This window comes from Xanthomonas pisi DSM 18956 (assembly GCF_001010415.1).
GTDB lineage: Bacteria > Pseudomonadota > Gammaproteobacteria > Xanthomonadales > Xanthomonadaceae > Xanthomonas > Xanthomonas pisi.
In genome coordinates this window covers 163167-189733 of the sequence record NZ_JPLE01000016.1, presented here as the reverse complement: position 1 = coordinate 189733, position 26567 = coordinate 163167, and the positions used below count along the sequence as shown (strand labels likewise).

Genomic DNA, 26567 nt, shown 5'->3' with positions numbered 1-26567 from the left:
GCAAGCCGAGCAAGCCGAGCCGAGCGAACCTGAAGGCTCGGGAAAGTGCGCGGCAGACCGGCTCACGGCGCCGGGGCGCCGTCGGCATGCCTTCTCCCGCACGCGGGAGAAGGTGGCGCGTAGCGCCGGATGAGGGCGCCTCAGACGGTGTGGAGTTGGTTAAAACTTCACGTCCAGGCTCATGAAGTACTGGCGTGGCGCACCCACCACCATTGTCTGGTTGTAGCCGTCCGGATCGGAGGCGACGTAACCGTTGGTGCCGGTGCTGGCGAAGTAGCGCTTGTCGGTGAGGTTGGTGATGTTCAGGGCCAGGGCGATATCCGCCACGCCGCCCACGCGACCGAAGTCGTAGCGCGCCCCGGCGTTGAACAGCCAGTACGAGGGCACCTGCGAATCGTTGAGGAAGGTGATGTAGCGCTTGTCCACGTACTTGCCGTCCAGGTCCAGGCGCAGGTTGCCCAACTGGTAGCTGGCGCTGGAAGAGAACATCAACGCGGGAATGCCCACCACGTCCTTGCCCGAGGTCGCGACCACGCCGTTGTTGAGGTAATCGTCCTGATAGCGCGAGCGGTTCCACGACAGCGAGTTCAACCAGCTCAGGCCTTCGGTCGGGCGCCACATCAGCGCCAGATCCGCACCGGCGCTATGCACTGCGCCGACATTGCTCAGGATCGCCGCGCAGGTCTGCACTGCGGTGCACGGCGAGGTGGTCAGCAGGCGATTGGAGAACTTGGTGAAGTAGGCATCGGCCGAGAGCTGGAACTGCTCGTCCTGCATGCGGTACCCCAGCTGCACGGTTTGCGACTCTTCCGGCTCCAGCGTCGAGCGGCTGCGATCGAACGCGGCCTGCGAGGTGGCAAACGGGGTGAACCCGAAGGCGGCGATGTTCTTGCTGTAGGACGCATAGACGTCCTGACGCTCGTCGAGTTTGTAGTTCACGCCCACTTGCGGCAGGAAGCTGTCCTCGGCGCGGATGCGGCCTTGCGCCAGCGACGTGGTGGGCACCAGCGATTGCGCGCGCGTGGTGGTGTTGAGCGCCTTTGCGCCGTAGTTCAACGTCAGCCGGTCATCGAGCAGGCGCACGGTGTCCTGGACGTACAGCATGCGGGTCTGGGTGGTGTAGCGCTGCAGGAAATCGCGGCGAAACGGCGTCTGCGCTTCGTACACGTTGTACAGCGAGGTGTAGCCCTCATTGCCCAACGCGAAGTAATTGCGCCCTTGCGTGGTGCGCGCATTTTCGGCCCATACGCCGGCTTCCAGGTCGTGATTGCCCCAGGACCACTTCAATGCGCTGGTGCCGCCGAAACGGTCCAGGCCATAGTCGGTGGTGCGCATCGACACCGGGATCTGCGCCGAGGTGACGACGTACGGTGTCACCCATTGCCCTTCGCCGCGATTGGCGTGGTAGTAGCCCGCGGCATCCAGGGTTGCACCGCCGAACACGAAGGTGCCCGACAGGCCGGCAAGATTGTCGCGGCGCAGGCCGCCGCCGGCGTAATAACTGGCATCGAGCCAGCTGTAATCGCTGGGCAGCCCGGCCAGCGATTGCGGGTAGCCGTTGGCCACACCGCTGGTCGCGCCGGTGGTCTGGTAGGCGCGCGCCATCTGTACGGCGGTGGCCCAATCCGGTTGCAGGTAGTCGTAGTCCCAACCCAGTGCGCGCTGGCTGGTCAACGACAGGTCCATGTAGTCGTATTCCTTGCGCCGCGAGGTATCCAGGAACAGGCTCAGGCGATTGCCCTCGCCCCACTGGTACACCGTCTTGAGGTTGGCCTGTTCGGATTGTTGATCGCCGAAGCCCTTCCACTTGTCGGTGGTGGCATTGGCATAGGACAGATACGCCGACAAGCCATTGCGGTCGCCGGTATCGGCGCGCACGAAGGTGCGTCGCGTGGCATCGCTGCCGACCGTCTGCACCAGCCGCGCGCCGGGCGTGGTCTGCGGATCGGCGGAGTAGAACTGCATGGTGCCGCCGAGGTTGGTGTTGGATGCGGTGCCGAGCGCGCCGGCGCCTTGTGCGATCTCCACCGACCCGAGGTTTTCGGAAATGATGGCGCGGGTGATGTGCAGGCCGTTGGTGACGCCGTAGCTCATGTTGCCCAGCGGAATGCCGTCGAGCGTATAGCCCAGGCGGCTCTGATCGAAGCCATGCAAGGTGACCTGTGTGGACCACTCGTAGGTGCCGAACGGATCGGCGGACTGGAACTGCACGCCGGGCAGTTTTTCCACCGCCTTGAATGCGCTGCTGCCCGGTGTCAGCTGCTCGATGTCCTGCCGGCTGATGCGCTGCACCTGCCGTGTGCTGCCTTGCGAGACGACGTTGATCGCATCCAGCTGGGTCGCGTTGCCGGCGGCATCGGCAGGCGTCACCGGTGCATCGGCTGCGCTGACGACGGGATCGGCGGCGTGTGCGATGACGGGGAGCAACGCGGCGAGGGCGAGAGCCAGTGGTGTGACATGGAAACGACGGGCGGAAGTCATGGGGGAGTCCTGTTCGAGCACGGCTGAGGGCGGACGCACGGTGCAAGACCGGCGTTTCGCGACGCAGGGTGTCAACGGCTCATGAAACATTGATGACGGCGGCTGTCGCAAAACTGTCGCGCAGGCCCGCTATACGTAATGTGTGCGGCCGCCGTGTGCGCTGCACGTCACCGACTTTTGCAGGATCTTTCGTCATGACGTCATCTTCTTCGCGCCGCGATTTCCTCAAGCGCGTTGCTGCGCTCACTGCCGCCGGGGCGTTGCCGTCGTCGATCGGTCGCGCGCTGGCATTGCCGGCAAATGCGCGTACCGGCACGCTGCGCGATATGGAACACGTGGTGATCCTGATGCAGGAAAACCGTTCGTTCGATCATTATTTCGGCGCGCTGCGTGGAGTGCGCGGGTTCGGCGATCCGCATGCGCTGCAGTTGCGCGATGGCCAGCCGGTGTGGAGTCAGCCGGCGCCGGATGGACGACGGCTGCTGCCGTTTGCGTTCGATACAAAAACCACGAGCGCGCCATTGATCAAAAGCCTGGATCATTCGTGGAAGGCTGGCCACGGGCAGGACCCGACGCGCTGGGCCGAATACGACGCGTGGGTGCCGTACAAGGGCGAACTGACGATGGGCTACTTCCAACGTCACGACATTCCGTACTACCACGCGCTTGCCGACGCGTTCACCATCTGCGACGGTTATTTCTGCTCGATGCACGGGCCGACCAACCCCAATCGCATGTATCTGTTCACCGGCACCAGCGGTCTGAGTGTGGGCGATACCCGCGCGCAGGTGGCCAGCAACGCCGATGACGGCAACTGGACCGCCGACATGGCACGCGACAAGCCCGGGTATGCGGCGATGGGCTGGACCACCTATGCGCAGCGCCTGCAGGCGGCCGGCATCGATTGGCGCGTGTATCAGGAATACGACAACTTCGGCTGCAATTCGTTGGCGTATTTTGCGCACTACCGTGGACTGGACACAGCTGACGAACGTTATCGCCGCGCGCGTGCCTGTGTACCCGGATCCACCGCAGACAACGCCGCCAGCACGCAGGCAGATCACCTGATCGCCGCAATCGCTGCCGACGTGCAGGGCAATCGCCTGCCGCAGGTGTCGTGGGTCATTCCGCCGACTGCCTATTGCGAACACCCCGAAGCGCCGCCGGCCTACGGCGAATCGCTGGTGTCGCGGCTGATCGATGCGCTGACCTCCAATCCGGAGGTCTGGGCGAAGACGGCCTTGATCATCAACTACGACGAGAACGACGGCTTTTTCGATCATGTGCCGGCGCCGCTGCCGGCGCTGGACGCGCGCATGGGCCGCAGCAATGTCGATGTGCGCGGCGAGGCCTACAACGGCGTGCCGGTGGGCCTGGGCATCCGCGTGCCGATGCTGGTGATTTCGCCCTGGACGCGCGGCGGCTGGGTCAATTCGCAGGTGTTCGATCACACCTCGGTGCTGCGGTTGCTGGAACGTCGCTTCGGTGTGGCCGAGCCGAATATCAGCCCGTGGCGTCGCGCGGTCAGTGGCGATCTCACTAGCGTGTTCGATTTCCGCAAGCCCGATGATTCGGCGATGAGCGCATTGCCGTCCATCGACGACTACCGCACACGCACGGCGGCGGTACGCGACAAGCCATTGCCTGTGCCGCCGACCAACGCCGTCATGCCGCGACAGGAGCCCGGCCAACGTCCGGCGCGTGCGTTGCCGTACGCCTTGCAGGTGCACGCGCGCGCGCAAGGCGATGGCGCGCTGCAGTTGCAGTTCGTCAATACCGGCACGGCTGCGGCTGCATTCAACGTCTACACCAGCGCGCCCACTGGCGGGCCGTGGTACTACACGGTATTACCTGGCACCCGGCTCGATGACGTTCCGGTGGGCGCCGCGCACGACGGGGCGTATGCGTTGCGCGTGCACGGGCCGAACGGATTCCTGCGCGAATTTTCCGGCGAGCTGGCGACGACGCCGGAAACGGCGGCAGCACCGTGGGTCGAAGCGCGCCAGGACGCCGGCACGCTGGTGCTGGAGATCGGTAACGCCGGGCAACGGCCTTGCACCTTGCACCTGCGCGCGCTGGACTATGCGGATCCGGCCCCGCGCGCGCTGCAGCTTTTTGCAGGTCAGCGCCAGGTGTTGCAGCTGCCGCTGGCCGCCAGCGACCACTGGTACGACGTGGTCGTGGAACTGCCGGGCGGCGCGTTCCGGCGGCGTCTGGCCGGACACCTGGAGACCGGCAGCCCCAGCCGCAGCGACCCGGCGCTCGGTCGCGCCTGAGCACGCCCGATTCGTTGGGCGACGGTTGGATCGGCGCAGTGTTGCGACCGTCTCGCGTCGCGCACAGCACACAAGGTGCGCGGTGTGCGCGGCAGTGCAGTTCCATACGGGCGGCGGTCAACCAGGATGCCGAGCTCCAGATTGAACATGCCGGCACCATGCCGACCTCGACACCTCGCCAGGTTTCCGCGATCGGCAGTGCGGTGCGTCAGCGCCGGAGGCCAGCGGCGCTGACGCGCAGCAGGGCATCGCAGGCGCGCAGCGCCGTCCGAAGAGCAGGGCGTGCGCGCGAGCGCAGAGGGAAGGGGCGGGGAGCGGTTATGATGCGGTCCGGTTTCGCCGCGGCGTGCCGGCCCCTCCCCCAAGGAACTCTCAGCGCATGCGCATCCTGCTTGCTCGTCACGGCGAGACGCCGTGGAACGCCGAAGGCCGTTACCAGGGCCAGATCGATATTCCGCTGTCGCCGGTCGGCGAAGGCCAGGCACGTGCGTTGGGCGAACGGCTGCAGGCGTTGCAGATCACCCGTGCGGTCGCCTCGCCGCTGTCGCGCGCGCAGGCCACTGCCAAGGCCGCGTTGGGCGCATCGCGCGAAAGCTTGCTACAGACCGATCCGGACCTGCAGGAAATCGCCCACGGCGAGTGGGAAGGCTTGCTGGCCAGCGAGATCAACGACAAGGATCCCGCGCGCCTGCGCGCCTGGCGCGAAGAGCCCGACACCGTGCTGATGCCGGGCGGCGAATCGCTGCGCCAGGTGCTGGACCGCAGCTGGCGCGGCCTGGCGCGTGCCGCCGACGGTCTGGGCGCCGACGACACCTTGCTGGTGGTCGCGCACGACGCGGTCAACCGCGTGATCCTGTGCAGGATCCTCGGCCTGCCGCTGTCCAAGCTGTGGAGCTTTCGCCAGGCCCCGACCACGCTCAACCTGCTCGAAGGCGACGATGTCGATCACCTGGAAGTAGTGCGCCTCAACGACTGCGCGCACCACACCCCGTTCTTTGGTGAAGCCAAGCATCGCGCGCTGTAAGTTCGCTTTCGGCAAGGACGTGCGATGAAAGGGCGCGTCGTACCGTGACGCCCTCCAGGTGGCGCAAGGCATTCCGGCATACGACGCATGCAGGGTTGGCGGTTTTGTTGGTACTAGGGGTGTTCAGCGATTTCATCCCCGCACCCTCTCTGTCCGGGCGGCGCTGGATCGCGCCAATGTGGCTGCTGGGAGGCGGATTGACTGCCTTGGTCGTGGTGCAGGCCTATCGCAGTGGGGGATGGAAGGCGGTGGTCGGCAAGCGGCCGTTCAACACGGTTCTGGCGATCTGCCTGGCGCCGCCCCTGCTGGGATTGCTGTGCTGGATCGTGCTGGCCAGAGGCGCACCGTGGATCTATACGCGCATCGCTGGCACGGATTTTGACCAGACCCATGTTATGCAGGCTACCTATGTGCGCAGCGCACGGACATGCAAATACCGGTTGAGCGGCGGACCTCTGCAAGACCGTTTCCCCAGCCATCTGTGTATCGATGAGCCCCTGTATCGGCGGCATCCGGAACAGCGGGTCTCGGTGCGATTGAGCGGTCAGTACTCTCTCCTGGGCATGCGCATTGCGGCGGTCACCGAAGCCCTTTGAATGGTCGTCATCGCGTCTGTCGCGCAGTGGTCGCGGGTGTCAGATTGATGCAGCTGAAGCGTGTTTCCTTGTGCCGGCGGGTGTGCGTAGGGTGGCCGCAGTAGCGATAATGTGCGTCTTTCCGCGCAGCCCTTCCCGTGACCACTCCCACCACACTCACCGACTGGCTCGTCTATATCGAGCAGCAACACCCCAGCAACATCGCGATGGGGTTGGAGCGCGTGCGCGAGGTGGCTGCGCGCCTGCAGATCGAGGCGCCGGCCAGGCATGTCATCGTGGTCGGCGGCACCAACGGCAAGGGCTCGACGGTGGCCTTCATCGAGGCGATCGGCCGCGCAGCCGGGTGGAAGGTGGGGGCGTACACGTCGCCGCATCTGTTGCACTACAACGAGCGTGTGCGCATCGATGGCGCCGATGCGAGCGATGCCGCGCTGGTCGAGGCATTTGCGGCGGTCGAGGCGGTGCGCGGCGAGACCGCGCTGACCTATTTCGAGTTCGGCACGCTAGCCGCGTTGTGGCTGTTGCAGCGCTCCGGCCTGGATCTGGCGGTGCTGGAGATCGGCCTGGGTGGGCGCCTGGATGCGGTGAACATCATCGATTCGGATGTGGCGGTGATCACCACCGTGGATATCGACCACTCCGATTGGCTGGGCGAGGACCGCGAGGCGATCGGCGGCGAGAAGGCGGGCATCATCCGCGCGTGGAAGCCGGTGGTGTTGGGCGAGATCGACCCGCCCTCCAGCGTGCTGCGTCGCGCCTATCTGCTCGGTGCCAACGCGATCCGCGCCGGTAGCGATTATTTCTTCGAGCCGATCGACGCACGGCATTGGTGCTGGCGCGATGTTGCAGTGCGCCTGGAGTTGCCGATGCCGGCATTGCAGGCTCCGGTACAACTGGCCAACGCCGCCGCCGCCATTGCCGCGCTGCAGGCCTTGCCGGTGGCGCTGCCGCAGGCTGCATGGGCGCAGGGGATTGCCGATGCGCAGGTGGTCGGGCGCCTGCAGCGCAGCGACGTCGCCGGCGTGGAGGTGCTGCTGGATGTCGGCCATAACCCGCAGGCCGCGCGCGCGCTGGCGCAGGCGCTCGGCGCGCAGTCGATTGCCGGCAGCACACATGCGATCTACGCGGCGCTGGCAGACAAGGACGTCTCGGCCGTGGTGGAGGCAGTGGCCGCGCAGGTCGATCATTGGGCCCTGGCCGGGCTGGAGGGGGGGCGTGGCCAGTCTGCGCAGGTCCTGCGGCAGCGCCTGCAAGGCACGGCTGCCGGGCAGGCGCCCTGCCATGACACCGTCGCCAGCGCGGTGCGTGCGGTGCTCGCCATGGCTGCGCCCGGGGACCGCGTGCTGGTGTTTGGCTCGTTTCATACCGTTGCCGACGCGCTGAACGCACTTCGTTCAGCCCACTAGGGTCGGCAAGGTGGCGGCGGCCTTATAATCGCCGCGGCACCCCGCCACGCCTGTAGCGCTCTTTACTGTGGACACTGCTCTGAAACAGCGATTGATTGGCGCCATCGTTCTGGTGGCGCTTGCCGTGATCTTCCTGCCGATGCTGGTCAAGGGCCCCGCGCCGTCGAGCGGTGTGGCCGATGTGCCGCTGGAGGCGCCTGCCGCGCCCGGCAATGGCGAGTTCGAAACCCGCGAATTGCCGCTGGTCACCCCGGGCAATGCGCCGGCGGGTGGCGCGCTGGGCATGGCCGGTGCCCCCGGCGCGCCGGCCGCGGTGCAGGACAACCCGGACGCCGCCGATCTGGCCGACCCCTCCAGCGCCCCGTCCGCGCCGGAAGTGGCGGCCGGCAACTACGCGGTGAATTTTGGCGCGTATGCCACCAGCACCGATGCCGATGCGGTGATCGCGCGACTCAAGCAGGCGCAGCTGCCCGGCTTCAGCGAGAAGACCCAGATCAATGGTCGCCCCGCCTGGCGCGTGCGCGTGGGACCGTATGCCGATCAGGCCCAGGCCGAATCGGCGCGGCTGCAGGCCGTGAAGGTGCGCAGCGACGTCAACGCGCAGGTGGTGACGCTGGACGCCAACGCTGCCGCACCGGCGCCGGTTGCCACGCCGACGCCCGCGCCTGCCGCAAAGCCTGGCAGCAGCGTGGCCGCTGCCAGCGCACCTGCCGCGCCCAAGACCGAGAGCCTGCCACCGGAACCGGCCAAGCCGGTCGCCGCCGCTCCCACGCCGGCCGAAGCGCCCAAGCCGGCGCCGGCCAAGCCTGAAGTTGCCAAGCCAGAGCCGACCAAGCCAGAGCCGGCAAAACCGGTTGCAGCCGCACCCACCGTGCCGGCGGCTCCTGCCGCAAGCGGCGTCGGGTTTGCGGTGCAGCTGGGCGCGTTCGGCCGCGCCGAAGATGCCAATGCGCTGCGCGACCGCGTGCGCGCTGCCGGGTTCAGCGCCTTCGTCGAACAGGTCCGCACCGACAAGGGCGCACTCAACCGCGTGCGCGTCGGCCCGGTCGCCAATCGTGGCGATGCCGAGCAGTTGCGTGCACAGGTGGCGGCCAAGGTTGGCATTTCCGGCATGGTGCGTCCGCATCCTTAGAGATGATCTCAACCTGCCGCGCCGTCGCCTGGCGGCAGCGGCTGCGGTGCGAATCGGCGTGAGCCACGCGTCCGGTCCACGTGTTGCAGGCGCCGCAGAGGCGGATGACCAGCGCTGGCGTCTTTCGGCCACACCCGCAGTTTCGACAGCTTCACGCCCACGGAGGGGAAGGCAATGATCAGCAAGCCACGTTGGACCGGCGCATGCGCCGCGCGGAGACCTCGCCAATGATCGACATGGTGTTGGGCGTCATCATTCTGGTGTCGGCGCTGTTGGGCCTGCTGCGCGGCTTCGTCGCCATCGTGGTCGGCACCTTGTCGTGGTTGCTGGCGGGCTGGGCGACCTTCCTGTTGGGCGGCTCGGCCGCGCGCTGGCTGGCCGATGGCAAGCATCCGTCGGCTACCGAGTCGTTCGGCGGCTACGCCATGGTGTTTGTCGGCGTGTTGATCAGTGTGGCGGTGATCGGCATGGTCATTCGCGCCGGCGTGGATGCGGTCAAGCTCGGCGGGACCGACCGCATGCTCGGGTTCGGTCTGGGCGTGGTGCGCGGCGGGTTTCTGGCCAGCGTGCTGGTGCTGCTGATGGGCTTCACGCCACTGCCGCGCGAACCGGCGTGGCGACAATCGGTGCTGCTGCCGATCCTGCAGCCCGGCGCCGGCTGGATGCGAGCGCAACTGCCGGCCTGGCGCATGCCGTCGATGGACATGCCATCCATGGAACTGGGCAACCTGCCCACGGAGTTGGGGAAGTTGCCTTCGACAGGCGATAATACGGACCTGGGCAAAATGCTGTCCGGGTCTGGCCTGAGCGACACCATGTCGCGGGCGCTCGGCAGACCCGGCAACGCTGCCAGCGACGGAGGCAATCCGGCGCAGGCGATGCCGGCCAATATCGATCCGGCGCAGGTTCGCGGCGGAGAAAGCGACCCGGCTCGGGTCGAACCCCAAGGCCAGGCACGGCCACCTTCACAGTAACGGCGCAAGCCGAAGCGGAGAACGCGCACCATGTGTGGCATCGTCGGTATTGTCGGCAACCAAAACGTCGCCGGGCAACTTTATGACGGCCTGACCGTCCTGCAGCATCGTGGGCAGGACGCCGCAGGCATCGCCACCGCCGACGGCACGCGGTTGCGCGTGCAAAAAGCCAATGGCCTGGTACGCGATGTCTTCGACGAGAAGAAGATGGCGGTGCTGGAAGGCCGCGTCGGCATTGCGCATTGCCGCTACCCGACCGCAGGCTCGGAAGGCATGGACGAGGCGCAGCCGTTCTACGTCAATTCGCCCTACGGCATCGCGCTGGCCCACAACGGCAACCTGATCAACACCGAGGCCCTGCGCCAGCAGGTGTTCGAAGCCGATCGCCGCAACATCAATACCGATTCGGACAGCGAAGTGCTGCTGAACGTGTTCGCCTACGAACTGGACGCGCAGCGCATGCTCACCCCCGAGGCGGCGATCCGCGCGGTGGCCGGCGTGCACCGTCGTTGCAAGGGCGGCTATGCGGTGGTGAGCGTGGTGCTGGGCCTGGGGCTGGTGGCCTTCCGCGACCCGCATGGCATCCGTCCGCTGGTGCTGGGCAAGCGCGAGCACGCCGAAGGTACCGAATACATCGTCTCCTCCGAATCGGCCGCGCTGGACATCCTCGGCTACCAGCGCGTACGCGACGTGCGTCCCGGCGAGGCGATGGTGATCACCGCGCGCGGCGAGCTGTTTTCGGAAGTCTGTGCTGCGCCGACCGTCAACGCGCCGTGCATCTTCGAGTACGTGTACTTCGCGCGCCCCGATTCGATGATCGACAATATTTCGGTGCACAAGGCGCGCATGCGCATGGGCCTGAAGCTGGGCGAGAAGATCCTGCGCCTGCGCCCGGATCACGATATCGACACCATCATTCCGATCCCGGACACCTCGCGCGATGTGGCGCTGGAAATGTCCAATGTGCTCGGCGTGAAGTACCGCGAGGGTTTCGTCAAGAATCGCTACGTGGGCCGCACCTTCATCATGCCGGGGCAGGGCGAGCGGCAGAAGTCGGTGCGCCGCAAGCTCAACCCGATCCATCTGGAATTCCGCAACCGCGTGGTGCTGCTGGTCGACGATTCCATCGTGCGTGGCACCACCAGCCGGCAGATCGTGCAGATGGCGCGCGACGCCGGTGCGCGCAAGGTGTATCTGGCCTCGGCCGCGCCGCCGGTGCGCTATCCCAACATCTACGGCATCGACATGCCGGCCGCCGAAGAGCTGATCGCGCATGGCCGCAGCGAGCTGGAAATCCAGGAATTCCTGGGCTGCGACTGGCTGATCTACCAGGACCTGGAAGATCTGGAAGTGGCGGTGCGCGAGGGCAATCCGGACATCCAGCAATTCGATTCCTCGTGTTTCAACGGCGAATACATCACCGGTATCGAACCGGGCTATTTCGAACGCATCCAGCAACTGCGCTCGGACGATGCCAAGAAGCGTCGCCGCGCCTGAAGTGTCACGGCGCTGCGGCCAGCTGGCCGTGGTCGCCGCCGTCGCAGCCCTGCTGCTGTCGGGCTGCGACGCCGATCATGCTGCACCGATCCGCACCGTGGACGATGTGCGCCTGCGCAACGGGCAGGGTCCTGTTGCGCTGAGCACCACCTTGGACATGCAATTGGACTGGCAGCAACAGGCCGCGCTGGACCGCGCATTCGCCACGCCGGCAGGCGCGCAGCGGCTGGATCTTGCCGGTGCCACGCGCGTAGGCGAGGCGATTGTGGTTGTGCGCGTGCGCGAGGCGGCACCTGCAGGCGCGCCGCCAGCGGGTCTGGCCGAATGGACGTACGCGGTGGATTGCCGCAGCGACCAGGCGCGCTTGCTCGGCGCTGGAGTCGGCATTGGCGCGGGTGAACCCGGCGCATTGCCATCATCGGTGCCCGCGCCCGCGCCCGCGCCCGCGCCCGCGCCCGCGCCTGCGCCGGCCGATCGGACGCGGCTGTTTGCGCTGGTGTGTGCCAAACGCACCGCTTGCGAGTTGCGGATCAAGGCAAACCCATGCGAGCAGGTGCGTGCAGCATCGCTGGCAGCACTGGGCCGGCAACCGTTGCGGCAGGCCCGGTGAGCATGGATCTGTTCGATGCCGCGCGTGCGTGCCTGGATGCTGCCGACCCGCTGCACAAGGTCGCGTTGACGCAACAGTACGCAGCCGCGTTTCGCGAGGGCCGGCTGCTGTTGAACGCCGCTGCGCCGGCGCCTGCGCCGATCCGCATGCCGGGTCGGCCAGCCACGCCGGTGCTGGTGCACCCGCGCGAGCTGCCGCGGCGTGGACTGGGCACGCCGGAAGGACGCGCTGCCTTCATTCATGCGATTGCGCATATCGAACTCAATGCGATCGATCTGGCCTGGGATGCGGTGTATCGCTTTCGTGGCTTGCCGGAGGGCTTCTACGCCGATTGGGTGGCGGTGGCCGACGACGAATCGCGTCACTTCATGCTGCTGCGCGCACGCCTGCAGGCACACGATCGCGACTACGGCGACTTTGCCGCGCACAACGGCTTGTGGGAAATGTGCGAGAAAACCGCGCATGACGGTCTGGCACGCATGGCGTTGGTGCCGCGGGTGCTGGAAGCGCGCGGCCTGGATGTCACACCGGCGATGATCGTCAAACTGCGTTCGCTCGGCGATGCCGCCACGGCCCAGGTGCTGGAGACGATCCTGCGCGAGGAAGTGGCGCACGTGGCCGCCGGCTCGCGCTGGTACCGCTGGTATTGCGCACAGGCCGGCATCGAACCAAGGGCGCGCTTCAAGGCGTTGTTGCGCGAATACGCCGGCGGTTATCTGCATGGCCCGTTCAATCTGCAGGCGCGGCTGCTTGCCGGTTTCGACGAAGACGAACTCGCTGATCTGGTAGAGCAGGCCGGCTGAGGGCGGGGTTCGATGCCGCTGTCATGCAGCGGTACGCGCATGCCCTGTCGGGTACGGGCCGCAGAGTGATTTGGGTGCGCTCGGCGCCATCGGCGCTTCGCAAGCGGCGCTGGTCGAGGCTGCGGCGCCCTTACCAATCGGAAGCGACGCAGCGAATCCATCCCTGCGATCACCGTGTCCTGCAAGCGGTGGGATGCCACACCAGGGATTTGGTCGATGGCTCGATCTAGAAGCCAGGCATATCGACCATCACGCTCCGTCCTTGGCTGACCACCGTCGCGGGAGCTGATGCTGACGCTGCATGCATGGATGCTGCATAAGAGCCTGCATGGACGGATTCACCGCGCGTCCTGCGATGGCGGACAGGCAAGGGTCCTGCGGCTAACGCACGGATCAAGCGCCTTGCAAGCGCCGCATGCAGCGCGCCTAAGCCTCCCAAGGCAGCCGAGAACCTTCTCGTTAGAGCGGCTGACAAAACGCCGGGAACAACCAGCAGGTTGCTGCCGGCGGCGCCCCCGGAACTGGCCTCCGACATGTCCATTCGAGACAGGCCCAGCCAAGCAACGGCGATGCCTGCTGATCGACGCGCGTTGGTTGGCGAGCGGCTTTCGGTCCGTCGACGCACCTGGGTACGTCGTTTGACTCCCACCGCTGCAGCACGACGCGTGCGTCTCGCCGACACCGCTTTCGACCGGAACTGTGCGCTACGTCGTCGCGCATGCGGCCGGAATCGCATCCAGTCATCGGCAAGCATCACAAAAACGTAATTTTCTTTTGCAACAACTTGCATTCGGTACATTCCGGCGCGCCCTAATGGCGTCCCGGGGACAGGGGCCCGGTGTTTCGCACCCATTGCTTCCATGTCTTAGGAGAGAGAGACGATGAAGTCGAAGTCGATGTGCACCACGGTCGGTCTGATCGCCATGTGCCTGGCCGGGTCGGCCGCTGCTGCCGGCAAGCCCCTGTACCAAACCGGCCCTGCGCTCAGCCGCAGCGCCGCGGCAACCGCCACCGCAGAACCCTCGCTGCAACGCCTGTTGAGCGCCCCGTCCACCACCAACGCACAGGTGGTGCAGCTCGATGCCGGCGCGGTGACCGCTGGCGAAAAACTGCTGGAATTGCAGCTGGATGGCCAGACCATCACCGCCACGCAGGCCAAGGTGGACGCGTTGGAGGGCGGCGACAGCGTGTGGTACGGCAACCTCGGTCCGCGAGCTGGCACCCGCGCGCGCACCTTGTCCGGCGTGGACCCGTTGAACTCGGCCATCCTGGTGCGCAGCGGCGAAACCGTCACTGGCACCATCCGCTACGCCGGCAAGCTGTATCGCCTGCGTCCCCTGGCCGATGGGCGTCATGTGCTGGTGCAGGTCGACGAGCAGCGCATGCCGCAGGAGCATCCGGCCGAATACAGCCTGCTGCCCAAGTTCGACATGCCCGGCGATGGGCGCGTGACCGCAGCGGCCGCCTCATCCGGCAGCCCAGCCACCATCCGCGTGCTGGTCGTGGCCACCAACAAGGCGGTGACCGCGTACGGCGGCAACATGCAGTCGCTGGTGCAGCTGGCGGTGGCCGAAGCCAACCAGGGCTATATCAACAGCAATGTCGGCATCACCCTGCAGCTGGCGCGCTACGAGACCACCAGCTACACCGAAACCGGCAACTTCACCACCGACCTGCAGCGCTTCCGCGTGACCAACGACGGTTACATGGACAGCATCCACACCAGCCGCAACACCTACACCGCAGACGTGGGCGTGATCGTGCTGGACAACAGCAGTTACTGCGGGCTGGCCTCGGGCATCGGCTCCACCGCCGCGAGCGCCTTCGCATCGGTGTACTGGGACTGCGCGACCGGCTACTACAGCTTTGCGCATGAAATCGGCCATCTGCAAAGCGCCCGCCACGATGCCACCAACGACCCGAGCACCTCGCCGTACGCGTATGGTCACGGCTATCGTTACGGCAACAGCTGGCGCACCATCATGGCCTACGACTGCACCAGCGGCTGCCCGCGGCTGAACTACTGGTCCAACCCCAACATCAGCTACAACGGCGTGCCCATGGGCAATGCCAGCACCGCCGACAATCAGCGCGTGCTGGTCAACACCAAGGCCACCATCGCCGGCTTCCGCTGATCGGTGAGCGATTGCGATGGCCCGGCACCGAGCGGTGTCGGGCCATTGCGCGACTGCGCTACACCCGGGCGCGATGATCGCGCAGACTAGACGCACCGCCGGCGCCTGCCGGCCACGTCCTGTCGAGCGGAGCACTCATGTCCACGTCCTCGCGTTATGCGCTGCTGTGCCTGGTCGCGCTGGCAGTTGCCGGATGCAAACAGCAACCTGCCGAGCCCGCCGCCACGCCACCCAAGCCTGCGGTGGCCGCGCCGGCGCCCGCCACCGAAAACGCTGCCCAGGCGCGCGCGCTGCAGGTGCTCGAAACACGGCTGCAAAGCGACAAGGTCTACCCGGACAACTGCATCAGCATCATGGCCGAACAGGACGATCCGCCAACGCCGGATGCGTTTGAATTTGCCGTGCACGAACGCCACGGCGACGGCTGCCCAGGCGACCCGCAGACCAGCCCGGTGCGCGACCGCTTCCGCGTCCAGGCAGATGGCACGCTGTTCTGGTACGACGTGGTCAATGCGGATTTCGTCGACTACGCCGAGCGTGCGCGCAGCGTGCAGTGACACGCTGTAGCGACTTGGCAATTCGGGATTGCACGCAGGCGTCGGGTTGCCGGCGAGCGCTGCCACTGCGTCGTTGCGCACCCGAACGCGATGTTGGTAGCGGCATCCGCTATGGATGAAGGTCGCACTGTACGGACTTTCAGCAGCGCGATCGATCGCTGTATCCGATGCCGGCTGGATTGGGTGCGCCGCCCGGATTGAGGGCGCAACGCGCGTTCTGGGCCGTGTTGAGCGCGCGTTGCACCGGCTGGACTGGCCAGCGTGCTCGTTGTCCTCAGCGGCACGCCGTCGTGCGTGCGCCCCAGTGGTCGCACTTGGCCTGCGATGCGAAGAGCCGCCGCCACAGTCGCGCAACCGGCGGCTTCGGACCCGCCGCGGCGCAATCCCCGCATGCAGGTGCGGATCCCGGATCTAAAGCGGCAACTGCTCCAACGCAACCCCATCGGCATCCACCCGCAGCACCGAGCCTTGCTCGTACCAGTCGCCCAGCACGATGCGCGTGCAGGTGTTGCCACCGGCTTGCAGGGTATGGATCGCAGGGCGATGGGTATGGCCGTGGATCATGCGATCCAGCCCGTAACGCACGAAGGTCGCTTCCACCTCGGCCGGCGACACGTCGGTGACGGTTTCCAGCTGCGCCTGGTCACCCTGCTTGAGTTCGGCGTAACGGGCCTGACTTGCCGCACGCGCCTGCTGCGCGAAGGCCACGCGGGCGGCCAGCGGCTGCGCCAGAAACTGCGCCTGAAACACCGGGTCGCGCGTCTGCGCACGGAATGCCTGATAGGCGGTGTCGTCGGTGCACAGCAGGTCGCCGTGCAGCAGCAGTGTCGTCTGGCCGTACAGATCGATCACGGTGGGGTCGGGCAAAATGCGGAAGCCGGCGCGCTGCGCGTAGGCTTCGCCCACCAGGAAATCGCGGTTGCCCGGCATGAAGAAGACCGGGATGGCGGAATCGGCCACCGCATGCAATGCCACCGCGACCTCATCTGCAGCGGTGGATGGCGTGTCATCGCCGATCCAGGCTTCGAACAGGTCCCCAAGGATGTACAGCGCATCGCTCCCGGGCACCTGCGTGCGCAGGAAATCCAGAAACAGCGCGGTGATCGCCGGCCGGGCCGGATCCAGATGCAGGTCGGAGATGAACAGTGTCGTCATCGCGCCATTGTACGTCCGGACCGCCGGATGGCGAGGCGCGGAAGCCGCGATTGCGTGAGCGGGCGATCAACGCATCGCAGCGATGTGCACCTGCGCAGGCACCTGGCCCGAGTCCACGTCTGCTGCGCAAGAACGATAAGGGAACCGGGCCAGGCACACGCAAGCGCGCGCGGCGCGGCGCTGCCGCAAGCCTCTACCCGATCAGTGCCGGCAGCCCCCACAGCGACAGACTCGCCAGCGCGACTCCGATCGCCGTGGCGGCCAGCACGTCGCTGGGGTAATGCAATCCGAGCACGACGCGCGATAGCGCCACGCATGCCGAGAATGGCACCAGCAGCGGGGCGAGCCACGGGTAGTAGGCCAGCGCCACGATACTGAAGGACACCGCATGCAAGGTGTGGCCGGAGGGAAAACTGAACTCGTCCAGCGGCGCCACCCAGGCGCGGATACGCACGTCGGCGGCGTAGGGGCGCGGGCGGCGGGTCCAGCGCTTGAGTGCCTTGTACAGCGTCAAGGCGAGCACGCCGGTGGCAGCCATGTGCGCCGAGGCGCGAACGCCACCCATGCCGTCGAGCAGCACCAGCAGGCCCATCAGGCTGTACCAGAACACACCATCGCCCAGGCGGCTGATGGTGGCGAATGTGCGGCGCACCGTGTGTCGGCGGCACCAATGGTTGGCGCGTCGGCACCAGCGCGCTTCGTGGCCGCGCAAGACCTCAAGCCGCGTTGACGACATAACGCCCCCGTGCCGCAGTGATGCCCAGCAACAAGGCATCGAAGTCGGAGACCACATTGTCCGGATGCAATTTTTTCATCGCCTGCGCCGCCGCCGCACCCAGGCGTTGGCGTAGCGCGTCGTCTTGGGTGAGTGCGACGGCGGCCTGGATGAAAGCCGCGTCGGTGTCCACCGCCGCGCCGGTCTGGCCATTGCGCAGGTATTCGCGCGCGGCACCGTAGTCGAAGGCGACCGTCGCCACGCCGCTGGCCATCGCTTCCAGGGTCACGTTGCCGAAGGTTTCGCTGCGGCTGGGGAACAGGAACAGGTCGCCGCTGGCGAAGTGGCGCGCCAAGGCCTCGCCGCGCTGGACGCCGCAGAAAATGAAGTCGGGATTCTCGTGCGCGATCTTTTCGCGCGCCGGGCCATCGCCGACCCACACAAAGCGCGCCTTCGGGCGGATCTGCTGCAGCCTGCGAAATGCCTGCACCGCCAAGGGCAGATTTTTTTCGCTGGCGATCCGTCCGACATAGATCGCTGCGAAGCCTTCGCCTTCGATGCCCCACTCGGCGCGCAAGGCATGATCGCGTCGGCCAGGATCGAACTGCTGGCTGTCGACAGCGCGCGCCAGCAATTGCACGCGCTCGAAGCCGTCCTCGCGCAGCACCTGTTGCAGCTCGCGCGTCGGCACCAGGGTGGCGTCGGCCTGATTATGAAAGCGTCGCATCCAGCGCAGCGCGGTGCCTTGCAGCCAGGCGGCGCCGTAGTCCGGCAGGTATTCGTCGAAACGTGTGTGGAAGCCGGAGGCGACCGGAATGCCCAGCCGGCGTGCCGCACGCATCGCCGACCAGCCCAGCGGGCCTTCCGTGGCCACGTAGACCGCGTCCGGTTGCGTCGTTCGCCAATGACGGATCAGCCGCTGGGTCGCCGGCAGACCGAATTTCAGCCCCGGGTAGCGCGGCAACGACGCGCCACGCACCAGCAATGCATCGGACGTGGCGGTGTCACAGCTCTGGCGTGGACGCACCACATCCACCTGATGCCCGCGCGCGCGCAGGCCGGTTTCCAGGCCGTGGACCGTCAGCGCAACACCGTTGACCTCGGGGGGATAGGTTTCGGTAACGATCGCGTAGCGCATGCCCGTTCTCCGGTTTTGGCTAGCTTCCGGCAGGGCGATGGCATTGATGTTGCGCCGACAAGACGCGGCGGTGACAAGTGCGACGGGATTAGGAATTCGGGATTGGCAAAGGCGCCGCACTGCCTGCGTTTAGCGCAACCGCCGCCCGTCAGGTAGAGACATCAGAGCCCCGCAGCCGACTAATCCCGAATCCCGAATCCCAAATCCCGCCTGAGGCCACAGGCCTCAGGTCACAAACGGTTTGAACGCGATGCCCAGGCCGGCCATGCTCTCGACTTCGCCGATCAGGTCGGCGCGTAGCAGCGGGCGCGAATCGATCCAGCTTTGCGACAGGATCAACGACAGCCGCGTGTCGTCGGCAGTGAGTTCCAGGGTCGGGATGGGGTCCGATTCGTGCGCACGGTGCAGCAGCACTGCCAGCCGCAGCAGCGCAGCCTTGCGGCGGGGGGGCAGCAGCAGGCGGTCCGGCAGCGCATCGAAGGCGGTCTTGGGCACGTTGCGCCGGTGCGTGCGTACCAGCGCCGCCAGGACCTGCTGTTCCTGCCGCGAAAAACCGGCGATATCCGAATGTTCCAGGATATAGCTGCCATGCACGTGATACTGGCTGTGCGCGATGATCAGGCCCAACTCGTGCAGGCGTGCGGCACGCCGCAGTACCTGCGCATCGTCGCCATCCAGTTGCCAGGATTCGCAGACCTGATCGAACAGGCGGCAGGCCGTGGCTTCCACGCGCTGCGCCTGCACCTCATCGATGCCGTAGCGCTGCACCAGCGAGGCTACCGAGCTATCGCGCGGGTCGTTCTGGCCGCCGCGGCCGAGCATGTCGTACAGGATGCCTTCGCGCATCGCGGCCTTGCTGACCATCAGCTTCTCCAGCCCCAGCGCCTGGAAGGCCGCTTCGAGCACCAGAATTCCACCGGCGATGATTGGGCGCCGCTCGGCCGCCAGGCCGGGCAGCTGGATGTCTTCGATGCGCTTGGCCTTGAGCAGCTCATCGCGCAGCGCCGGCAGCGCCTGCGCGGTGATCGCACCCTTGGTGAGCTTCATCGCCGCGCAGATTTCGCCGATCGCCTTGTGCGTCCCGGACGAACCGATCGCCTCATGCCAGCCCAGCGCCTTGTATTGGCCGGCGAACTGCTGAAATTCGGCACCGATCTCGGTCAGCGCATCCTTCCATTTTTTCTTCGACAACTTGCCGCCCGGGAAAAATCGTCGCGTGCTGGCAATGCAACCGGCCTGCAGGCTTTCGCGTTCCAGCGTCTGGAAGCCCTGGCCGATGATGAATTCGGTCGAGCCACCGCCGATGTCGATCACCAGCCTGCGTTGATCGGGCTTGGGCGGTTGCGCATGGGTCACGCCCAGATAGATCAGCCGCGCTTCCTCGCGCCCGCTGACCACTTCGATCGCATGCCCCAGTGCAGTCTCCGCCGGCATCAAAAAGGCTTGCGGCGAGCGCAGCTGACGCACCGTGTTGGTAGCCAGCGCGCGCACGCGCAGCGAGGGCACGTCGCGAATGCGCTGGCCGAAGCGTGCCAGGCATTCGAGCGCGCGCTGACGTGCTTCGTTGGAGAGACCACCCTTGCCATCCAGGCCATCGGCCATGCGCACGGTTTCGCGCAGGCGATCGACGACGCGCAGCTGACCCATCAGGTAGCGCGCAATGACCATGTGGAAACTGTTGGACCCTAAGTCGATGGCGGCAAGAAAATCGCCATCGCGCAGGGGCGGAATCGTGGGGGAGGGCATTGGCATGGCCGCATGGTAGCCGATGGGCGGTTGGCCACGTGAGAGCCCACGGCTCTCGCGTTCTCAGATCCGATCGAGCAAGGTCATCTGCGCCGAATGGGCCGGCTCGCCAGGGCCGGGGGTGCGCTTGTGGTACACGCCTTCGGCATCCAGTTCCCAGGCACTGACGTTGTCGTCCAGGTAGTTCTGCAGCACTTCGCGATACACGCGCTTGGCCAGATCCGGTTCCAGGATCGGGAAGCAGGTTTCCACGCGGCGCAACAGGTTGCGTTCCAGCCAATCGGCGCTGGCGCAGTACAACTCGGCCGCCCCGTCGTTGCCGAACCAGTACACACGGCTGTGTTCCAGGAATCGCCCGACGATCGAACGCACACGGATATTCTCGGACACGCCCGGCACCCCGGGACGCAGCGTGCAGGCACCACGCACGATCAGGTCGATCTGCACGCCGGCTTGCGAGGCGGAATACAGCGCACGCACCACCTGCGGTTCGTTGAGGGCATTCATCTTGGCGATGATGCGGCCGGGGCGACCCTTGCGTGCCAGGCGGGTCTCGCGTTCGATCCGCTTCAGCACACCGGCATGCAACGTAAATGGCGACTGCAGCAGCTGCTCCAGCTTCATGCGCGGGGCCAGCCCGGACAACTGCTGAAACAGCATGTGCACGTCGTTGCCGATCTCCGCATCGGCGGTGATCAGGCTGATGTCGGTATACAGCCGCGCAGTGCCGCTGTGGTAATTGCCGGTGCCCAGGTGCACATAGCGTTTGAGCTTGCGCCCCTCGCGCCGCACGATCAGCAGCATCTTGGCGTGGGTCTTGAAGCCGACCACGCCATAGACCACTTGCACGCCGGCCTCCTGCAGCTTGTCGGCCAGGCCCAGGTTGGCCTCTTCGTCGAAGCGCGCGCGCAGCTCCACCACCACGGTGACGTCCTTGCCGTTGCGCGCGGCCAGAATCAGCGCATCGACGATCAGCGAATCCTTGCCGGTGCGATACAGCGTCTGCTTGATCGCCAGCACGTTCGGGTCGACGGCCGCCTGCCGAATGACATCCAGCACCGCAGTGAACGCATCGAAGGGATGATGCAGCAGCACATCGCCCTTGCTGACGATCTGGAAGATGCCCTCGCTTTCGCGCAGGGTACGCGGGTTGAACGAGGGGTACTTGAGTTCCGGGCGCTGTACCAGGTCGTAGACCTGGGTGACACGGCTCAGATTGACCGGCCCGACGATGCGATACACCGCATTCTCGTTCAAACCGAAGTTCTGCAGCAGGGTGCGCATGATCGGCGCCGGGCAATCGTGCGCGATCTCCAGCCGCACCGCCGGCCGGTAGCCGCGCGTGACCAGTTCGTCGCGCAATGCCAGTGCCAGGTTTTCGACTTCCTCTTCGTCCACCACCAGCTCGGAATTGCGGGTGACGCGGAACTGGTAGGAGCCTTTGACCTGCATGCCCGGGAACAATTCGTCCACGAACTCCGACAGCACCGAGGACAGGAACACGAAACTTTGCGCGCCCTCCGGCGACAGGCTGGCCGGCAACTGGATGATGCGCGGCAACGAGCGCGGCGCACGCACGATGGCCAGATGGCCGGCGCGCCCGAATGCGTCCTGACCTTCCAGCACCACCACGATGTTCAGGGTCTTGTTGAGAATCTTCGGGAACGGATGCGCCGGGTCCAGGCCCAGCGGCGACAGCACCGGCATGATCTCGTTGCGGAAGTAGGCGCGCAGCCAGCGCTTCTGGCGCGAGGTCCACGTCGCGCGGCCGAGCACGGCAACGCCGGCCTCTTCCATCGCCGGGCGCAGCACATCGTTCCACGCGTGGTACTGCTGCTCGACCAGCTTGGCCGCGCGGTCGTGCACGGCGTTGAGGATGGCCGTGGGGCTCAGGCCGTCCGGTGCCGGCGGCAGGCCGAACTCCTGCGCGTGCCGCACGGTGGCGGCGCGAATCTCGAAGAACTCGTCCAGGTTGGTGCACGAGATGCACAGGAACCGCAGCCGTTCCAGCAGCGGCACCTGTTCGTCCAGCGCCTGCGCCAGCACCCGGAAATTGAAGTCCAGTTGCGACAGTTCCCGGTTGATGTACAGCGCCGGATCACGCAAGGGATCGGTGGCGATGTCCTCGGAAGGTGTGACGTCGTGCAGTTGTTTGGCGTGGCCCATGGAGTCGGTCATCAAGACGGATTGGTGTGCGGTGCAGCGCGTGCAACGGACGTTGCGCAGGTGCATCGCGACGCGCGTCGACGCGCACTGCTTACATATCACGCCGAGCGTGACAGTGGCAGGGACTGGTCGCGCTGCACCACGCGTGCGGCCACAAAATGACACGAGAATTCGCTGCCGCGTCCCACTTCGCTTTCGATCTCCAACCGTGCCTGGTGCAGGCCCAGGATGTGCTTGACGATCGACAGCCCCAGCCCGGTGCCGCCGCTCTCGCGCGAGCGGCTGCTGGAGACGCGGTAGAAGCGCTCGGTAATGCGCGGCAGGTGCGAGGCAGGAATGCCGTAGCCGGTGTCGCGGACCGCCAGCGCCGCGCCGTCGCCCTCGCGCAGGAAGCGGATCGTCACCGTGCCGCCGCCGGGCGTATAGCGCACCGCGTTGGTCACCAGGTTGGAAAACGCGCTGTGCAATTCCTTGTTGGAGCCGAGCAGGTCCACGCCGGCTTCATCGATCACTTCCACCGTGTGCCGGCCCTGGCTGTGCGCCTCGGCCTCGCGGCGCAAGGTCGAAAGCATCGGCGCCATCGCCACGTTTTCTTCGCCGAGCTCTTCCTGCGATTCCAGCCGCGACAGGGTCAGCAGGTCCTCGACCAGCTGCGCCATGCGCTGCGACTGCTTGCGCATCTCCGCCAGCATCGGGCCAGAGTCCGGAAAGTCCTCCGGGTCGAGCATGTCCAGGTAGCCGTGCACCACCGTCAGCGGGGTGCGCAGCTCGTGCGACACATTGGCCACGAAATCGCGACGCACCTGTTCCAGGCGCAACAGCTTGCTGACATCGCGCGCCACCAGCAGCCAGTAGTCGTCGGAGTAGGGGATCAGGCGCAGATTCAGGCGCAGGTCCGGGTCCACCGGCGAGGCCGCATCCAGCATCGGCTCGGCATTGCGCCCGGCCGCCAGCCAGTGGGCAAGCGGCAATGGCTGCAGGCGTTCCACCACCGACACGCCCATATCGCCAGGATGATGCAGCCCGAGCAGGCCGCCGGCCGCCTTGTTGAACCACTGCACGCGCTGGCTGTTGCGGTCCACCACCACCACCGCATCCGGCAGCGCCTGCGCCGCGGCGCGATAGGTGCGCAGCATGTCGATCAAGCGTCGCTTGCGCCCGCGCATTTCGGCCTGGCTGCGATACAGCAGGCGGTCCAGTTCGTTCCAGGCGCCGACACCGGCGGCAGGCTCGGCACGCTGGCGCGCAGTGAGCCGGCGCAGCACCTGGCGCAGCCGCCAGTAATGCCAGCTCAGCACCCCCAGCGCGGTGAGCGTCAACGCCATCCACACATGCCCGATCAGCACGCCCACCACGACGGCAGCGCCCAGTAACAGCGCAAGGGTGCCGAGCGTCTTGAGCCAGGCGGAACGGATATGTTGGGGCATGGAAGGCGTTACCACGAAGCGTCAGGTGGGCAGGCAACCCGGCCAGGCAGCGGCCGGGTCGCGGTGCGGCACGTCAGGTTGCCGACGAAAAACGATAGCCCGAGCCACGCACGGTCTGCACCATGTTTTCCAGGCCGAACGGTTCCAGCGTCTTGCGCAGGCGGCGGATGTGCACGTCGATGGTGCGCTCTTCCACATACACGCTGCCGCCCCAGACATGGTCCAGCAACTGGGTGCGCGTATACACGCGCTCCGGATGGGTCATGAAGAAGTGCAGCAGCCGGTATTCGGTCGGGCCGATCGGCACCGGCGCATCGCCGGCAAACACCCGGTGCGCGGCGCCATCGATACGCAGCCGGCCCACGGCCACGCTGCCGTCCTCGTCGTCCTCGCGGGTGCGGCGCATCACCGCACGGATACGCGCCAGCAGCTCGCGTGCCGAGAAGGGCTTGACCACGTAGTCGTCCACGCCGGCTTCCAGCCCGCCGACACGGTCGTTCTCTTCGCCGCGGGCGGTCAGCATGATGATCGGGATCTCCCGGGTCAGCTGTTCCTTGCGCCAGCGCCGCGCCAGATCCAGCCCGCTGGTGCCCGGCAGCATCCAGTCCAGCAGGATCAGGTCGGGCACGCGGTCGGCGATGGCGGTCTGCGCCTCGCGCGCGTCGCCAGCATGGATGGGTTCGAACTCGCCTTTGCGCAGCGCGAACGCCACCATGTCGCGGATCGCGGGTTCGTCGTCGACGATCAGAATGCGTTTCTGCACGCGGGGCTTACCGTCTGGCTTTGGTTGATCGCCAGTAGACTACGGTTTTGTGACTTTAATGTGACATGGCGGGCGTTGCCTCCTGTCAGACCGTCGTTCTGCGGAGCGGGCTGAGCCGCTGCAGGAATGGTGAAGCCAGGCGCAGCATGCCGCTCGATGCGTCTTGCCGCACCCGCTGTCACTGCGTGGACAGATCCGGATCGCGAATGCCTTGGCGACGCAGTTCCAGCACCGTCGGCGTGATTGCGGCAATCCGCGCATCCACACGCGCCCGTGTCACATAGTCCAGGTCCTTCTTTTTCAGCGCCTCCAACTGGATCAGGGCCTGTTCCGGGCGCCCGTTCAGAGACGCCGATTCGGCATAGGCCTCGCTGGCTCGCAGATGATCGCCGGCGAGCTCGCAGGCGCGGGCGTAGGTTTGCTGCAGCAACGGGTCCTCGCCGCTGCGGTAGAGCAGGGGCTCCAGCACCTGACGCGCGCGCTGACCGGATTCCTTGCCGGCTTGTTCGTTGAGCGCGCCGGCATAGGTCAGCGCCACCGCACGGTTGTTCGGCAGCCGCTTGAGCAGCGCATCGAAGCGGGCGTTGGCCGCCTCGCGCTGGCCCACGCGCGCCTGCGCCTCGCTCAGGCCCAGCGCCAGCCACAGATTGTCCGGATGCGCCTCCAGCAGGCCGGTCAGCTCGGCCACCGGTTCGCTCGGCCGGCTCCCGCTGTTACGCAGTTGCGCCAGCGCCAGCCCGTAACGCTGCGCATCGGTCAGGCCCTGCTTGGCGCTGCGGCGCAGGTTTTCGTATTCGCGAATGGCCGCGTCGGGCGTGCTCGCACTGAGCACGCGCAGGCGCTCCTTGGCCCAGTCGAAACCCTGTTGGTCGCCGCCACGGCTCAGCGCATCCACCGGCAGCCGCAGCGCATACGGCAGCAGCGCGTTGCCGTTGCGGCTCAGCGGCTCCGACAACGATGGGTCGGCCGGGTCCACGCGCTCCTGGCGCGTTCCGCCCGGCACCGAGGTGGTCAACACCACGGTGTTCTTCTTCATCTGCTCGGCGCGCGCCTTGGCCTCGCTGATGCGGGTGGTGGTCACCGGGTGCGTCTGCAGGAAATCCGGTGCGCTATAGCCGCCCTCGTTGGCGCGCATCGCAACGGACATGCGTTCGAAGAAGCCAGCCATCGCGTCCACGTCGTAGCCGCTGCGTACCAGCGTGCGGATGCCCAGCCGGTCGGCCTCCGATTCGTTGGAGCGGGTGTAGTCGATCTGGCGTTGCTGCATCAGCCCCATCGCACTGGTGATGGTGGCCATGGTGGCATCGCCCTTGGAATTGCCGCCGGCCTGTTGCGCCGCCACCACTGCCGCCAGCATGCCGAGCAGGATCGGGATCTGGTCGCGCTGGGCGCGTTCGACCCCGCGCAACACGTGCTGCTGGGTGACGTGGGCGATTTCGTGCGACAGCACCGCGGCCACTTCGTCCTCGCGCTCGGCGGTCAGCACCAGCCCGGCATTGACCGCGATATAGCCGCCCAGCGTGGCGAAGGCATTGATCTGGCGGTCGCGCAGCATGAAAAAGGTAAACGGCTGCTGCGGTTGGTCGCTGTTGGCGCCCAGCCGGGTGCCCATGGTCTGCAGCCAGTCGCCGATCAGCGGGTCGTCCAGCACGTAGTCGTAGTTGCGCAACTCGGCCAGCATCATCTTGCCGTACTCGGCCTGACGGGCCGGAGTCAGCAGCTCGCCAGCCGACGAGCCGATATCGGGCAGGCGGCTTTCCTGCGCAGGTGCCACGCCCACGGCGATGGCCAGGGTGAGGGCGGTAGCGAGCGGAAGCAGGCGCAAGTGGAACTCCCAGGTGGTGCGCGGAGCATGCGGGCAGCGCAGCGCAGCGGCGTGAATCGGCAATTAATCCACAGTGTTGCGGTGACGACATGGAAATTCCAGTCGCCCGCTACCATGTGTCAGACCTCAAACCCACCACGG

The 26567-nt window shown here is 66.5% G+C and carries 20 protein-coding genes; 11 read left to right on the top strand and 9 right to left on the bottom strand.

Annotated features, from left to right (window positions below; translation table 11 throughout):
• Positions 1-159: 159 nt before the first annotated feature.
• Complete coding sequence (locus Y887_RS04690) at positions 160-2571, bottom strand: TonB-dependent receptor (protein WP_104611251.1); 2412 nt, start codon at positions 2569-2571, stop codon at positions 160-162.
• A 104-nt stretch (positions 2572-2675) separates the two neighbouring features.
• On the opposite strand from Y887_RS04690, the gene Y887_RS04685 reads away from it, so the two are divergent.
• The 11 genes from Y887_RS04685 (at position 2676) to Y887_RS04635 (ending at position 15491) form a co-directional block, all read left to right on the top strand.
• Positions 2676-4757: a phosphocholine-specific phospholipase C gene (locus Y887_RS04685; RefSeq protein WP_046963221.1), complete on the top strand. Its 2082-nt coding sequence runs from the start codon at positions 2676-2678 to the stop codon at positions 4755-4757.
• 379 nt (positions 4758-5136) lie between these two features.
• Positions 5137-5781, top strand: coding sequence for a histidine phosphatase family protein (locus tag Y887_RS04680; protein ID WP_046963220.1), 645 nt, complete (start codon positions 5137-5139; stop codon positions 5779-5781).
• Between the two features lie 119 nt (positions 5782-5900).
• Positions 5901-6377 (top strand): hypothetical protein, encoded by a 477-nt coding sequence (locus tag Y887_RS04675; protein WP_248827415.1) that lies wholly within the window; start codon positions 5901-5903, stop codon positions 6375-6377.
• 137 nt (positions 6378-6514) lie between these two features.
• A complete protein-coding gene (gene folC / locus Y887_RS04670; protein ID WP_046963218.1) occupies positions 6515-7783 on the top strand; it encodes a bifunctional tetrahydrofolate synthase/dihydrofolate synthase in 1269 nt (422 codons plus the stop codon).
• 67 nt (positions 7784-7850) lie between these two features.
• On the top strand, positions 7851-8915 hold the full coding sequence (locus Y887_RS04665) for an SPOR domain-containing protein (protein WP_046963217.1): 1065 nt from the start codon (positions 7851-7853) through the stop codon (positions 8913-8915).
• A gap of 227 nt (positions 8916-9142) precedes the next feature.
• Positions 9143-9889 carry a CvpA family protein gene (locus Y887_RS04660; protein WP_046963216.1) on the top strand — a complete coding sequence of 249 codons (747 nt, stop codon included), beginning with the start codon at positions 9143-9145 and terminating at the stop codon, positions 9887-9889.
• 30 nt (positions 9890-9919) lie between these two features.
• On the top strand, positions 9920-11386 hold the full coding sequence (gene purF / locus Y887_RS04655) for an amidophosphoribosyltransferase (RefSeq protein ID WP_016902228.1): 1467 nt from the start codon (positions 9920-9922) through the stop codon (positions 11384-11386).
• A gap of 1 nt (position 11387) precedes the next feature.
• Positions 11388-11996 carry a hypothetical protein gene (locus Y887_RS20105; protein WP_046963215.1) on the top strand — a complete coding sequence of 203 codons (609 nt, stop codon included), beginning with the start codon at positions 11388-11390 and terminating at the stop codon, positions 11994-11996.
• 2 nt (positions 11997-11998) lie between these two features.
• Positions 11999-12799, top strand: coding sequence for a ferritin-like domain-containing protein (locus tag Y887_RS04645; protein WP_046963214.1), 801 nt, complete (start codon positions 11999-12001; stop codon positions 12797-12799).
• 881 nt (positions 12800-13680) lie between these two features.
• Entirely contained in the window at positions 13681-14934 is a 1254-nt protein-coding gene (locus Y887_RS04640; RefSeq protein ID WP_046963213.1) for a zinc-dependent metalloprotease, read from the top strand.
• A gap of 137 nt (positions 14935-15071) precedes the next feature.
• Complete coding sequence (locus Y887_RS04635) at positions 15072-15491, top strand: hypothetical protein (RefSeq protein WP_046963212.1); 420 nt, start codon at positions 15072-15074, stop codon at positions 15489-15491.
• 411 nt (positions 15492-15902) lie between these two features.
• On the opposite strand, the gene lpxH is transcribed toward Y887_RS04635, so the two are convergent.
• The 8 genes from lpxH to Y887_RS04595 form a co-directional block, all read right to left on the bottom strand.
• On the bottom strand, positions 15903-16646 hold the full coding sequence (gene lpxH, locus Y887_RS04630; RefSeq protein ID WP_046963211.1) for a UDP-2,3-diacylglucosamine diphosphatase: 744 nt from the start codon (positions 16644-16646) through the stop codon (positions 15903-15905).
• 193 nt (positions 16647-16839) lie between these two features.
• Complete coding sequence (locus tag Y887_RS04625) at positions 16840-17382, bottom strand: phosphatase PAP2 family protein (RefSeq protein ID WP_046963210.1); 543 nt, start codon at positions 17380-17382, stop codon at positions 16840-16842.
• Positions 17363-18499, bottom strand: a complete 1137-nt coding sequence (locus tag Y887_RS04620; protein ID WP_046963209.1) for a glycosyltransferase family 4 protein — start codon at positions 18497-18499, stop codon at positions 17363-17365. Before Y887_RS04620 ends, Y887_RS04625 begins: the two co-directional genes overlap by 20 nt.
• Before the next feature lie 225 nt (positions 18500-18724).
• The gene (ppx, locus tag Y887_RS04615) at positions 18725-20245 is read right to left on the bottom strand and encodes an exopolyphosphatase (protein ID WP_211256976.1); all 1521 of its coding nucleotides are present in this window, start codon (positions 20243-20245) and stop codon (positions 18725-18727) included.
• Positions 20246-20308: 63 nt separating this feature from the next.
• The gene (gene ppk1 / locus Y887_RS04610) at positions 20309-22411 is read right to left on the bottom strand and encodes a polyphosphate kinase 1 (RefSeq protein WP_046963240.1); all 2103 of its coding nucleotides are present in this window, start codon (positions 22409-22411) and stop codon (positions 20309-20311) included.
• A gap of 98 nt (positions 22412-22509) precedes the next feature.
• Positions 22510-23838, bottom strand: a complete 1329-nt coding sequence (phoR, locus tag Y887_RS04605) for a phosphate regulon sensor histidine kinase PhoR (RefSeq protein ID WP_046963207.1) — start codon at positions 23836-23838, stop codon at positions 22510-22512.
• A 73-nt stretch (positions 23839-23911) separates the two neighbouring features.
• On the bottom strand, positions 23912-24601 hold the full coding sequence (gene phoB, locus Y887_RS04600) for a phosphate regulon transcriptional regulator PhoB (RefSeq protein ID WP_002806631.1): 690 nt from the start codon (positions 24599-24601) through the stop codon (positions 23912-23914).
• Between the two features lie 178 nt (positions 24602-24779).
• The gene (locus Y887_RS04595) at positions 24780-26426 is read right to left on the bottom strand and encodes a M48 family metalloprotease (RefSeq protein WP_046963239.1); all 1647 of its coding nucleotides are present in this window, start codon (positions 26424-26426) and stop codon (positions 24780-24782) included.
• Between the last annotated feature and the right edge of the window lie 141 nt (positions 26427-26567).